Origin of the sequence: Micromonospora sp. CA-248260 (assembly GCF_050942205.1) — a bacterium.
GTDB lineage: Bacteria > Actinomycetota > Actinomycetes > Mycobacteriales > Micromonosporaceae > Micromonospora > Micromonospora antibiotica.
The window spans coordinates 953,275-965,655 of the sequence record NZ_CP192021.1; the positions used below are offsets into that span (position 1 = coordinate 953,275).

Here is a 12,381-nt window from a genome sequence, read left to right on the forward strand (position 1 = left end):
ACCGGCAGTTCGCCTGAGGATTTGCGTGAAACTGCGCGTGAAAGCGGGTATCAGCTCGTGTTACCGCAGCCGGGCGGCACCTTGTGCAGTTGTTCACAACCAGTCCCACTGACTCGCGGGTCCGCCCGGTTTACGCTGAGGCCAATCCCAGGTTTCCACGAAGGCGACGCGGCCCGCGTCCGCCGAGACTCGTGCATCCCATAAATCGGTCAGCGTCGACCACAAGGAGATGAGTCATGGTTGCTCCGGCTACTGTGCGGGGGATCGATCAGGCCCCCACGACCCACCCCAAGCTGCTCGCCTGGGTCCGGGAGATCGCGGAACTGACGACCCCGGACCGGGTGGTCTGGGTGGACGGAACCGACGAGGAGTGGCGGCGTCTCACCGACGAACTCGTCGACAGCGGGACCCTGATCCGGCTCAACCCGGAAAAGAAGCCGAACTCCTTCTACGCCCGCACCGACCCCACGGACGTCGCCCGGGTCGAGGAGCGCACCTTCATCTGCTCGGTGGACGAAGCGGACGCCGGCCCCACCAACAACTGGATGGCGCCGGCCGAGATGAAGCGGACGATGACCGAGTTGTACCGGGGTGCGATGCGCGGCCGGACGATGTACGTCATCCCGTTCTGCATGGGCCCGGTCGAGGCCGAGAACCCGATGTTCGGCGTCGAGATCACCGACAGCCCGTACGTGGTCGCCTCGATGCGGATCATGACCCGGATGGGTGCCGCCGTGCTGGAGGCGATGGGCGACGACGCCGACTTCGTGCACGCGCTGCACTCCATCGGCGCCCCGCTCGCCCCCGGCCAGTCCGACGTGGCCTGGCCGTGCAACGAGACGAAGTACATCTCGCACTTCCCGGAGAGCCGGGAGATCTGGTCCTACGGCTCCGGCTACGGCGGCAACTCGCTGCTGGGCAAGAAGTGCTACTCGCTGCGGATCGCCAGCGTGATGGGGCGGGACGAGGGCTGGCTCGCCGAGCACATGCTGATCCTCAAGATCACCTCCCCGGAGGGGAAGGTCTACCACGTGGCGGGCGCGTTCCCGTCCGCCTGCGGCAAGACCAACCTGGCCATGCTGGAGCCGACCATCCCCGGTTGGAAGGTCGAGACCATCGGCGACGACATCGCCTGGATGCGGTTCGGCCCCGACGGTCGCCTCTACGCGGTCAACCCGGAGTACGGCCTGTTCGGCGTCGCCCCGGGCACCGACTGGAAGACCAACGCCAACGCCATGCGCACGCTGGACCGGGGCAACTCCGTGTTCACCAACGTCGCCCTCACCGACGACGGTGACATCTGGTGGGAGGGCATGGGTGAGCCGCCGGCCCACCTGACCGACTGGAAGGGCAACGACTGGACGCCGGAGAGCGAGCAGCTCTCCTCCCACGCGAACAGCCGGTTCTGCACCCCGATCACCCAGTGCCCGATCCTGGCCGACGACTACTTCGACCCCAACGGGGTACCGATCGACGCGATCCTGTTCGGCGGGCGTCGCCGGGACACCATCCCGCTGGTCACCGAGGCCCGCGACTGGGTGCACGGGGTCTACCTGGGGGCGACGCTCTCCTCGGAGACCACCGCCGCCGCGTCCGGCGCGGTCGGCGTGGTGCGCCGCGACCCGATGGCGATGCTGCCGTTCATCGGCTACCACGCCGGTGACTACTTCAACCACTGGATCGAGATGGGCAAGGGCGTCGACGGGGACGCCGCCAAGCTGCCGAAGATCTACTACGTGAACTGGTTCCGCAAGGACGCCGAGGGCAACTTCCTCTGGCCCGGCTTCGGCGAGAACTCGCGCGTGCTGAAGTGGGTCGTCGAGCGGCTCGAGGGCACCGCCGCCGCGGTGGAGACCCCGATCGGCATGGTGCCGACCGCCGACGCGCTGGACGTCGAGGGGCTCGACATGACCCCTGAGGACGTCCGGATCGCCCTGAAGGTCGACCCCGAGGAGTGGCGCAACGAGTTGCCGCTGGTCACCGAGTGGTTCGAGAAGTTCGGTGACAAGCTGCCCGCCGTCCTGTGGTCGGAGCTGGACGCGCTGCGCGCCCGGCTCGACGCGGAGCAGCCGCGGTAACCAGACACCGGGCAGCCTCCGTCGCGGCGCAGCGGTGACAGGTGTGCCGGAGGCCCGTTGCGGGCAACATCACCAACCATGAGGACGGCCGCCGTGACCCCGCAGGTCCGGCGGCCGTCCGCCGTCCGGGTGTTGACCGTCCTGCTGGCGTCGACCGCCGCCGCCACCGTCGTGGTCGAGCTGCTCAACTGGTGGTACGCCCCGGAGCAGGAGTTCGGCCTCGCGGTACGCACCGGCTGGGCGATGCTGCGCTCGTTGGGTTTCCTGGTGCTGATCGGGCAGGTGACCCGGGGACGGGCCGGGGCGAAGCCGTTCGGGCTGATCCTCGCCGTGACCACCGTCTTCGCGGTCGGCCGGCTGGTGGTGCCCCGGCAGGGCGTGCCGCCGCTGCCCGGCCTGCTCGGCTTCGCCGTGCTCACCGCGCTCTGCGTCGCCGTGGTCGTGCTGCTCTACCGCTGCGACGCGGTCACCGGGCATCTGGTGCGCCACCGCCGGGGCCTGGTGGTCGAGGACGGGACGATCGCCTGGCGGGAGGTCGCCCCGAAACGCCCCCAGGTCACCGGTTGGCTGCTCACCGCCCGGGTGGCCGCCTTCACCTACAGTCCGCTGATGCTGGTGCCCGCCCTGGTGGCCGGCGGCGCGGTGCTGGACGGCCGGCTCGCCGCCGTACCGGTGGTGCTGCTCTGGTTCGGTGGCGGCATCGTGGTCAGCTATCTGGTGCTGTTCTGTACGGCGTTCCTGATGCGTGGCCGACCCTGGGCCCGCCGCCTGCTGGTGACGGTCACCCTGGGCGTCCTCGCGGTCAACGTCCCCCTGTGCTGGTGGCTCCTCGGCCTGGACGGCCTGGTCCGCGACGGCGCCCCCCTCCTGGCGGCGGCCTCCCTCACCCTCTATTCCCTCCACCGCGCCACCCCCGCCCCCGAGGGCCCGCCCGGGTGATCAAGAGGTTTCGGTCAGCGGCAGGCGGTGGGATGGCGTATTTCTCTTGATCACGCCCGTAGTGCGCCCACCGAGGCACTGATATTCGGTGCGGGTCGCTACGCTGCAGGGTGATGACTCTGCGGAACCTTATCTACTCCGTCTACGAGCGCCGGTTGACGGCCAGGCTCGCAGGTCGGCCGGTGCCCCGGCACGTGGGCGTGATGTGCGACGGCAATCGTCGGTGGGCGCGGGAGATGGGCCTCGTCGATCCGAACGACGGGCACCGGATGGGTGCCGAGCGGATCAAGGAGTTGCTGCGCTGGTGTGACGCGGCCGGGGTGGGTCACGTCACCCTCTGGTTGCTCTCCACCGACAACCTGTCCAGGCCGGCGGAGGAACTCGACCCGCTGCTCCAGATCATCGAGGATCTGACCACCGAGCTGGCCGAGGAGGGCAACCCCTGGCGGCTGCGGATGGTCGGCGCGCTCGACGTGCTGCCGACCCAGCACGCCCAGGCGCTCAAGGCCGCCGAGGAACGCACCCGGGAGCGCAGCGGCGGCGCCCAGGTCAACATCGCCGTCGGGTACGGCGGCCGGCGCGAGATCGCCGACGCGGTCCGTTCGCTGCTGGTGGAGCACGCCGCCAAGGGCGGCACCATCGAGGAACTGGCCAACTCGTTGGACGTGGACCACATCTCGGAGCACCTCTACACCCGGGGCCTGCCCGACCCGGATCTGATCATCCGGACCAGCGGCGAGCAGCGCCTGTCGGGCTTCATGCTCTGGCAGTCGGCGCACTCGGAGTTCTACTTCTGCGAGCTGAACTGGCCGGACTTCCGGCGGGTCGACTTCCTCCGCGCCCTGCGCTCCTACGGCACCCGGCAACGCCGCTACGGCACCTGACCCACCGACGCGACCGGGCGGGCCGTCCATGGCACCCCCGGAGAACGCCCGCGCGGCTGCGGTCAGGTCAGGTGGTGTACGGCCCGGGTGAGGAAGTCGCCCAGCGCGGCGGGCGAGTCGATGGTGAGGTCGGCGGCCTCGGCGACCTCACGGCCGGTCTCCGGATTGGCCACCGCCACGCAGACGCCGAGGAAACCGGGGTCGGCGGCGGACCGGGCGCGCAGTGCCGCGAACGCCTTGATGTCGGAGACGTCGTCGCCGAAGTACCAGGCGCCACCGGCGTCCCGGACCACCTCGCCGATGACCAGCCCCTTGTCCCGGTCGACGGGGGGCTTGAGCTCCAGCACCATCCGGCCCGCCTGCACCCGCAGCCCGAGCCGTTCGGCCTGGGCCCGGCCCCACTGCTCGACCGTCGGGCCGAGCTGCTGGGCGGTACGCCAGTGCAGCGCGACGCTCAGCCGCTTGAACTCCACCAGCGCTCCGGCGGGCAGTTCGGCGCGGGCCAGGTCGGCCAGTTCGGCCATGGTGGGCACCCAGGGCAGCGCGGCGGGTTCGGTGACCGTCTCGCCGCCGGAGTGGCTGTGCTCCAGGCCGTAGAGGCCGTAGAGGTCGATCCCGCTGAGGCCACCGAGGTGGTCGCGAAGGAAGTCGACGGGGCGGGCGGAGACGATCGCCACCCGCTGCACCACCGGGGCCAGCGCCTCCAACGCGGCGAGCACCTTGGGGGCGGGGCGTACCGCGGTGGGATCGTCGTCGACCGGCGCGAGGGTGCCGTCGAAGTCGAAGAAGAGGACGGTGTCGGCGGCCCGCTCGGCGGTGGTACGCCAGGCGTGCTCAGCATCCAGCGGAATCGGTGGCTGCTGGTTACCCAGATTCAACGACGGCACGCGCGACAGCGTACCCCGGGGGTGGTGGCTGATTCGTGGCTTCGGAGTGGCTTCTTGACACCGGCGGGATGGGCTGATCGTGGTGCGCCTCAGCGCTCGGCGGCTCCCCGGCCGCGTCGTCCCAACGGCACCACTGTGGCCTGCCGGCCCTGGTTGAGCAGGTAACCCTCGACGAAACCGGTGTTCCGGTCGCCGGTGCGGGCCTCGATCTCGTTGAGCCGCGCCACCATGAAGTCGGTGAGCGCGCTGACCCGGTCGTCGAGTCGGTCGTGCAGTTCGGCGACCACCGCCAGGACGACGGCGGTGCCGGCGGCGGTGAGGGCGAAGAGGTTGACGACCAGCGGAATCTGCCCGCCGGGGCCCAGGCCGACCACCAGGTTCGCGGTCACGCACGCGGTCAGGGAGACTGCCGCGACCACGACTGCCCACCATTTCAGGGTCATGGACAGACCCCTCCTTCTGTCCCGCAGGGCTGAGTTCGGCCTTGTCCCGTCCCCCCGCCGACGACGAGCCCAAGCAGTACGGATACGGACGCTAGCGTGCCCGTTGCGGCCCCGGAGCGAAACGGTCGGGTCTGCTCAGGCGTTCTTTCGCCATCTGAGGAACTACCCGGCCTGCTCGCCTCCATTTCGGACATCGAGGGGGAGCGTAGGGCGGTATGCGAGATAACGAATGGTTTCCCGGATGTGGAACTTCTCCGCGTCCGACACGGCGGGATCGACCAGCCGGCGCAGCAACGCCTCGACGTCCGGGTCCATCGGAGGGGTGTTCGCCGCACCCCGGGGAGCGGCGGCCCGGTCCCAGCCGAGGGCGGTGAAGGCGGCGGCGGGGTTGAGGCCGAGCCCCTCACAGAACGCCACCACCCGTTCGGCCTCCGGGTCGCTGGCCCAGTCGCCGCGGACCCACCGGTTGATCGTCTGGCGGGAGACGCCGGTGCGGCGGGAGACCTCGGTGCCGGTCCAGGCCCGCATGGCCCGGGCGTCGTCGAGCGCCCGGCGAACGAAGGTGGCGAATGCGATCTTCCGGGCGGGGGCGGTCTCGGTCACCCCGTGACGGTACGGCCGTAACGCCCGTCCGGGGTGCCCGGGGCGGATCTTTGTCACGCATGTGAGACGCACTCATCGTGCGGCCCGACGCCTGCCGATTCCTCGCTTCATGGGTGTTTACCTGGGCATAATAGCTGCGTTGCGGGTCGGGGGGAACCGGGCAAAAAGCTGATACTGTCACGCTCATGGGACATTCTACGGTTTGTCACGTGCTTGAGACGATCACTGCTCACATGCGTCACGCGTCCGGTGCCAGGGGGGCGCGGTGACCGAACTCACGACCCGCGCCCAGGCGTTCGGCCTGATCGCGGAGGGGGTCGCCGCAGGACTCAGCGCACCCTGGCGGCTCTACCTGGCCCGCGGTTGCCGCTACCTGTCCCTGAGCGTCGGCGACCGGGACGAGTGGAACGCCTGGCGGACCCATCTGGGCTGCCCGGAGATGAGCGTCCGGGTCTACGACGCCGGGGGCGAGATCCGACGGTCCTCAATGGCCGAGGTCGTCCTGGACGGCTGCCGGATCAGCGTGGAGCTGGTCGAGGAGGTCAGCACCGAGGACCTGGAACGGTTGCTGGTCGTCGATCCGAGCCCGGCCGAGCCGGAGGACCGGTGATCCGGCCGACGCGGCCCACCGGAGCCGCCCGATGAGCCCGCTTCTCGCCGTGTTCCTCGTCCTCGTGCTGGGTGCGACCAGTTACGCCGCCGGTCGGTTGCACGGCCAGCTGAGCTATCGGATCGGCTACCGCTTCGGCTATCGGCAGGGCTACTTCGACGGGGACCGGGGCGCCTGGAACCGGCGTCGGCGTGACGCCCAGGCGGTGCTCGCCTCGGCGCTCGCCGTCCCAGCTGGGACGGCTGCGGCTGCGGGACCGTCCGCCCCGGCGGTCCGCCAGGGCACCACCTACGCCGGCTCCTCGTTCACCGCCCCGCCGGGCCCGGTCGCCGTCCGTCCTGCCCCGATGGCCGCCCCGCCGGGGCCGGTCGCTGCCCGTCCGGGGCCGGTCACCGGTCGGCACCCGACCGGCACGCTGGTTCGCCGGACCGGCTGAACCGCAGGGGCCACCTTCGTCGGTCACGGCGGACGCGGCCCAGCAGTTGGCTCGTCACCCTCCACGGCGTCGTCGACGATGTCGACCGCGTCGGACGGGTGACGCGGTTCCACCGGCCGGGATGCGCGCAGGGGGCTGGCATCCCGGCCGGTCCGCCGTCGGCCACCGCACCGGGGGCGGATCCTCGTCTGCCTCTAGCCGAGGCGGCCCGACGCCGCTAGCGTCTAGGCATGACCCGGGGTTTTCCCGGGTCAGCCGGCCGCCCGGATCTGCGACCTCGCGCACGGGGTTCCGCATCCGACCCCGTGTCCCCGGGCACCGGAGGAGGCGGAACGCGGATGGCGGATGCCCGTCCGTCGGAGCAGGCCTGTGACGACTCGCCGTACGCCCGCCGGTGTCGACCAGATCCCGGCCGCGACTGCCACGACCCGCCGATCCACCCGGAGCCGCCGTACGACGGCCGCTGCTCCGCCCGGCCCCGAGGAGCCCGGACCAAGCGGCCAGGTGTTCGTCCTGGACACGTCGGTGCTCCTGTCCGACCCGGCGGCCTTCCACCGCTTCGCCGAGCACGAGGTGGTCCTGCCCCTCGTGGTGATCTCGGAGCTGGAGGGCAAGCGGCACCACCCGGAGCTGGGTTGGTTCGCCCGCCAGTCCCTGCGGATGCTCGACGAGCTGCGGGTCCGGCACGGTCGGCTGGACCGCCCGGTGCCCGCCAACGAGTCCGGCGGCACGCTCACGGTGGAGCTGAACCACTCGGACGGCGGCGTCCTCCCCCCGGGCTTCCGCAACGAGTCCAACGACGCCCGCATCCTGTCGGTGGCGCTGAACCTGGCCGCCGAGGGGCGGGAGGTGACCCTGGTCAGCAAGGACATGCCGTTGCGGGTCAAGGCCGCCGCGGTGGGCCTGCGGGCCGACGAGTACCGGCACGGCCAGGCCAGCGATCCGACCTGGACGGGGATGGCCGAGCTGGAGCTGGGTGAGGACGAGATCGGCCGGCTCTACGCCGGGGACTGCCTCGACCTGGACGCCGCCGCCGGGCTGTCCTGCCACACCGGCCTGGTGCTGCACTCCACCCGGGGGTCGGCCCTGGGTCGGGTGCTGCCCGACAAGACGGTCCGGCTGGTCCGGGGCGACCGGGAGGCGTTCGGGGTGCACGGGCGGTCGGCCGAGCAGCGGATCGCGCTGGACCTGCTGCTGGACGAGTCGATCGGGATCGTGTCGCTGGGCGGTCGGGCCGGCACCGGCAAGTCGGCGTTGGCGCTCTGCGCCGGGCTGGAGGCGGTGATGGAACGCCGCCGGCACAAGAAGGTGGTGGTCTTCCGCCCGCTCTATGCCGTCGGCGGTCAGGAGTTGGGCTACCTGCCGGGCTCGGAGTCGGAGAAGATGTCGCCCTGGGCGCAGGCCGTCTTCGACACCCTCGGCGCGGTGGTGCACGAGAACGTGCTGGAGGAGGTCACCTCCCGGGGCATTCTGGAGGTCCTCCCGCTGACCCACATCCGGGGCCGGAGCCTGCACGACGCCTTCGTCATCGTCGACGAGGCGCAGTCGCTGGAGCGGGGGGTGCTGCTCACCGTGCTGTCCCGGATCGGGCAGGGCTCGCGGGTGGTGCTGACCCACGACGTCGCCCAGCGGGACAACCTGCGGGTGGGCCGGCACGACGGGGTGACGGCGGTGATCGAGGCGCTGAAGGGACATCCGCTCTTCGCGCACGTCACGCTGAACCGGTCCGAGCGTTCCCCGATCGCGGCGATGGTGACCGATCTGTTGGAGGACATCCCGGGCTGAGTCCTGCGAGGGGTGGGGTCGCCCCCCATCGTCCGCATTCACTTTGTGGCACAGGTCACAATTCGCGCGCCGGGTTTCCCATCAGCCTCACTGTGCGCGATGGTGTCCCACGAGCGCCCACGTCCCGGTGGGGGTCATTGGTGAACGTTCGTCCCATCCGTGGACGAGCCGCCACCGCCCGCCGGTACGTCGGCGGCGACCGGCTGAGGTCGGGGCGCTCGTGGTGCGACCACGCCCGGCACGGGCTGGTCCGCGCCGCGCCATTGCCCCCGACGAAGGGATACTTCGTGAGTCGGCTGTGGAGCCGGTTCGGTGCCCGTACGGCCGCTGTCGCACTGCTCTCCGTGGGCGTTGCCGGCGGTTTCTACCTGGGCGAAGACCGGGAAACCCAGCAACAGGGCCTGACCGCACAGGTCGGCCTCCAGGTCGACCAGGCCGAGTACGACTACCAGCGTGACCGGCAGGCCGACCACCGGCGGGAGTCCGCCAAGCAGCGGTCCGCCGAGTACCAGGCGCGGCAGCGGGCCGCCGCAGCGGCCAAGGAGGCCGCCCAGCGGGCCAAGGCCGCCGAGGCCGCGGCGGCGTCGCGCAAGAAGGAACGTGATGAGGCCGAGGCCAAGGCCAAGTCGGAGGACGGGAAGATCAAGCCCTTCGCCGGCCCGGTCCCGGCCTCGTGCAGTTCCTACAGCGGGCACCGCAAGACCGGTTGCGCGATGCTCCTCCAGGCGGGCTTCAAGATCGACCAGATGCCCTGCCTGGACAAGCTCTGGAACAAGGAGAGCGGCTGGAACCCCAAGGCCAGCAACTCCTCGTCCGGCGCGTACGGCATCCCGCAGGCCGTGCCCGGCAACAAGATGAGCTCGGTCGCCAGCGACTGGCGGACCAATCCGGTCACCCAGATCAAGTGGGGCCTCGGCTACATCGAGGGCCGGTACGACAGCCCCTGCGGGGCCTGGGCCAAGAGCCAGAGTTCCGGCTGGTACTGATCGACGGGTACGACGGCGGGGCGGGTGGGCGACCACCCGCCCCGCCGTCGTCGTACCCCCGGTGGCGCGGGACCCGGGTGGCGGTCGGCGAAGAATGCTGATAGCCATGGTGGGGTGACCCTGCACCCGACGGGCGGCGACCCCGACCGGTTCGGCACCGAGGCGTTCTACGCGTCGCTCGGCCGGGCCTTCGTCGCCATGTGCGCGGTGGTGCCGTTCCTCTTCCTCATCGAGGCCCTCGACCAGGGGCTCGGCTTCGGGCTCGACGTGGCCGCCGGGATCATCCCGCAGCGCATCCAGGGGCTCGACGGGGTGTTCTTCTCGCCGTTCCTGCACCACGGCTTCGACCACCTCTACAGCAACAGCATCCCGCTGATTCTGCTCGGCACCTTCGTGCTGGCCGCCGGTAGCCGCCGGTTCCTCTGGTCCACCCTGGTCATCATCCTGGTCAGCGGCCTCGGCGTCTGGTTCACCGGCTCGCCCAACTCGGTGGTCGTCGGCGCGAGCGGGGTGATCTTCGGCTACCTGGGCCTGCTGTTCACCCGGGGCGTCGTCGAGCGGAGCTGGTGGAACTTCGGGGTGGTGCTGCTGGTCGGCCTGCTCTACGGCTGGCAGCTGCTCGGCATCCTGCCCACCGACGAGCGGATCTCCTGGCAGGGGCACCTGTTCGGGCTGCTCGGCGGGGTGGTCGCGGCGATCCTGTTCCGGCGTCGCCGCCCGTACGACCCGTACGGGGAGTACCGGGTCGAGTCCACGCTGAGGTCCTGAGCGGGGCGCGACCCGCCCGGCACGCGGTACGGCCGGGAGATGCTTGCCCGGACGGGGTGGCGGGCCTACCGTCGGCAGCAGCACGCGTTGATCCAACTGTGTGTGCCCGCCAGCGGAAAGCGACGGTACGCCCATGCGCGAGGTCGATGTCGCCGTGATCGGAGCCGGTCCGACGGGGCTGTTCGCCGCGTACTACGCGGGTTTCCGGGGCCTGTCGGTGGCGGTGGTCGACGCGCTGCCCGAGCCGGGCGGGCAGATCACCGCCATGTACCCGGAGAAACTGATCCTCGACGTCGCCGGTTTCCCCGCCGTCAAGGGCCGGGAGCTGGTGGCCAACCTGGTCGCTCAGGCCGCGCCCTACCACCCGGAATACCTGTTGGGCACCCGGGCCGAGAAGCTCGCCCACCTCGACGGCCGACCGGTGCTGGGCTTGGCCGGCGGCGAGCAGCTGCGCTGCGGTGCGGTGGTGGTCACCGGGGGGTTGGGCAGCTTCACCCCGCGTCCGCTGCCGGTGGCGGACAGCTTCCTCGGTGGCGGGATCGTCTACTTCGTACCGGAGCCGGCCGCGCTCGCCGACCGGGACGTGCTGATCGTGGGCGGCGGTGACTCCGCGTTCGACTGGGCGGCGACCCTGCAACCGTTGGCCCGTTCGGTGACCCTGGTGCACCGCCGGGAACGGTTCCGGGCGCACGCCGGCACGGTGGCCCGGGTGCTGTCCCTGCCGGTGCGGGTCGTCGTCAACGCCGAGGTGACCCGGCTGTACGGCGACGACACGGTGACCGCCGCCGAGATCACCGTACGGGGTGGCGCGGCGGAGACCCTGCCGGTCGACACGGTGGTCGCGGCGCTCGGTTTCACCGCCGACCTGGGGCCGCTGGCCGAGTGGGGGCTGCGGCTGGACCGGCGGCACATCGTGGTGGACAGCGCGATGGCGACCAACCTGCCCCGGGTCTTCGCCGCCGGGGACATCACCGAGTACCCGGGCAAGGTGCGGCTGATCGCCACCGGTTTCGGTGAGGCCGCCACCGCCGTCAACAACGCCGCCGTGGCCATCGACCCGGCGGCGCATCTCTTCCCCGGCCACTCCTCCGACGCCGGCTGACCCGGCGGCCACGGCCGGGCCGAGCCGGTGCCGGCCGGTCTGCAGGTGAGACCTGCGCCGTTCGGTGCGCTGCGGGAGGCCGGTGCCGGGCGGTCCGGCGCGGTGGCGGTCGGCCCTCGCCCGCCCCGGGTCAGGGCAGGCCGACGAGGTCGGCCATCAGGGCGGTCTGGTGGTCGAAGTAGGCGTCCCGGTGGGGCAGGGCCGGGCCGAGGCGGCCGAAGAGGTCGAAGCTGATCAGCCCGAAGAGCTGGGTCCAGCCGGCCATGCCCCGGGCCAGCAGGGCCTCGGGCAGGCCGGGGAAGAGGCCGGTGGCGATCTCGGCGAGGTCGGAGCGGACCGGTTCGGGCAGGTCGTCGTCGGGTGGGGCGAGCCGGCCGTCGGCCACCCCGTCGCGGAGGATGCCGATCAGGGTCCGTGGCGGGCGCTGGGCGGGGAGCACGGTGTCGACCGGGGCGGCGTACCCGGGGACCGGGCTGCCGTAGAGCAGGGCGTACTCGGCGGGGTGCGCCAGCGCCCAGGCGCGGGCGGCCCGGCACGCGGCGTGCCAGCGTCCGCGCAGGTCGGCCCGGTCGACGGCGGCGTCGGCGGACTCCACTGCTTCGCCGAGTGCGTGGTACGCCTCGATGATCAGCGCGGTGAGTAGGTCGTCGCGGCTGGGGAAGTAGCGGTAGATCGCGGACGAGACCATGCCCATGTCCCGGGCGACCGCCCGTAGGGAGAGGTCGGCACCGTCGGTGGCGAGGTGGCGGCGGGCGGTCGCCTTGATCTCGTCGATCATCTCGGCGCGGACCCGGGCGCGGATCGAGGAAGCCGGCATGGCTCCACTCTGCCACGGTCCAGAGCGGCAATCAAAATAGAGA

General features: G+C 71.4%; 13 protein-coding genes. 9 read left to right on the forward strand and 4 right to left on the reverse strand.

From position 1 onward, the window contains the following. The first annotated feature begins 236 nt into the window (after positions 1-236). From ACQP2H_RS04505 to ACQP2H_RS04515, 3 genes are all read left to right on the forward strand, one after another. Entirely contained in the window at positions 237-2,078 is a 1,842-nt protein-coding gene (locus ACQP2H_RS04505; RefSeq protein WP_219467102.1) for a phosphoenolpyruvate carboxykinase (GTP), read from the forward strand. 78 nt (positions 2,079-2,156) lie between these two features. Continuing rightward, positions 2,157-3,017, forward strand: a complete 861-nt coding sequence (locus ACQP2H_RS04510; RefSeq protein WP_357536240.1) for a hypothetical protein — start codon at positions 2,157-2,159, stop codon at positions 3,015-3,017. Between the two features lie 113 nt (positions 3,018-3,130). Continuing rightward, positions 3,131-3,901 (forward strand): isoprenyl transferase, encoded by a 771-nt coding sequence (locus ACQP2H_RS04515; RefSeq protein ID WP_208568582.1) that lies wholly within the window; start codon positions 3,131-3,133, stop codon positions 3,899-3,901. Positions 3,902-3,963: 62 nt separating this feature from the next. On the opposite strand, the gene otsB is transcribed toward ACQP2H_RS04515, so the two are convergent. From otsB to ACQP2H_RS04530, 3 genes are all read right to left on the reverse strand, one after another. After that, positions 3,964-4,788 carry a trehalose-phosphatase gene (gene otsB / locus ACQP2H_RS04520; protein ID WP_208568581.1) on the reverse strand — a complete coding sequence of 275 codons (825 nt, stop codon included), beginning with the start codon at positions 4,786-4,788 and terminating at the stop codon, positions 3,964-3,966. An 89-nt stretch (positions 4,789-4,877) separates the two neighbouring features. Continuing rightward, positions 4,878-5,231, reverse strand: a complete 354-nt coding sequence (locus tag ACQP2H_RS04525; protein ID WP_219467108.1) for a hypothetical protein — start codon at positions 5,229-5,231, stop codon at positions 4,878-4,880. Between the two features lie 162 nt (positions 5,232-5,393). Continuing rightward, a complete protein-coding gene (locus tag ACQP2H_RS04530) occupies positions 5,394-5,834 on the reverse strand; it encodes an XRE family transcriptional regulator (protein ID WP_208568579.1) in 441 nt (146 codons plus the stop codon). A 265-nt stretch (positions 5,835-6,099) separates the two neighbouring features. Here ACQP2H_RS04530 and ACQP2H_RS04535 point away from each other — a divergent pair, with 265 nt between their 5' ends. From ACQP2H_RS04535 to ACQP2H_RS04560, 6 genes are all read left to right on the forward strand, one after another. Further along, complete coding sequence (locus ACQP2H_RS04535) at positions 6,100-6,444, forward strand: hypothetical protein (RefSeq protein ID WP_208568578.1); 345 nt, start codon at positions 6,100-6,102, stop codon at positions 6,442-6,444. 31 nt (positions 6,445-6,475) lie between these two features. Then, entirely contained in the window at positions 6,476-6,880 is a 405-nt protein-coding gene (locus tag ACQP2H_RS04540; RefSeq protein ID WP_219467110.1) for a hypothetical protein, read from the forward strand. Between the two features lie 369 nt (positions 6,881-7,249). Continuing rightward, entirely contained in the window at positions 7,250-8,665 is a 1,416-nt protein-coding gene (locus tag ACQP2H_RS04545; protein WP_219467112.1) for a PhoH family protein, read from the forward strand. A 287-nt stretch (positions 8,666-8,952) separates the two neighbouring features. Beyond that, positions 8,953-9,651 carry a transglycosylase SLT domain-containing protein gene (locus ACQP2H_RS04550; RefSeq protein ID WP_208568575.1) on the forward strand — a complete coding sequence of 233 codons (699 nt, stop codon included), beginning with the start codon at positions 8,953-8,955 and terminating at the stop codon, positions 9,649-9,651. Positions 9,652-9,765: 114 nt separating this feature from the next. Continuing rightward, entirely contained in the window at positions 9,766-10,419 is a 654-nt protein-coding gene (locus ACQP2H_RS04555; RefSeq protein ID WP_208568574.1) for a rhomboid family intramembrane serine protease, read from the forward strand. Between the two features lie 133 nt (positions 10,420-10,552). Further along, positions 10,553-11,521 (forward strand): NAD(P)/FAD-dependent oxidoreductase, encoded by a 969-nt coding sequence (locus tag ACQP2H_RS04560; protein ID WP_208568573.1) that lies wholly within the window; start codon positions 10,553-10,555, stop codon positions 11,519-11,521. A 130-nt stretch (positions 11,522-11,651) separates the two neighbouring features. Here the strand turns inward: ACQP2H_RS04560 and ACQP2H_RS04565 are convergent, their stop codons facing one another. Beyond that, the gene (locus ACQP2H_RS04565; RefSeq protein WP_219467115.1) at positions 11,652-12,338 is read right to left on the reverse strand and encodes a TetR/AcrR family transcriptional regulator; all 687 of its coding nucleotides are present in this window, start codon (positions 12,336-12,338) and stop codon (positions 11,652-11,654) included. Between the last annotated feature and the right edge of the window lie 43 nt (positions 12,339-12,381).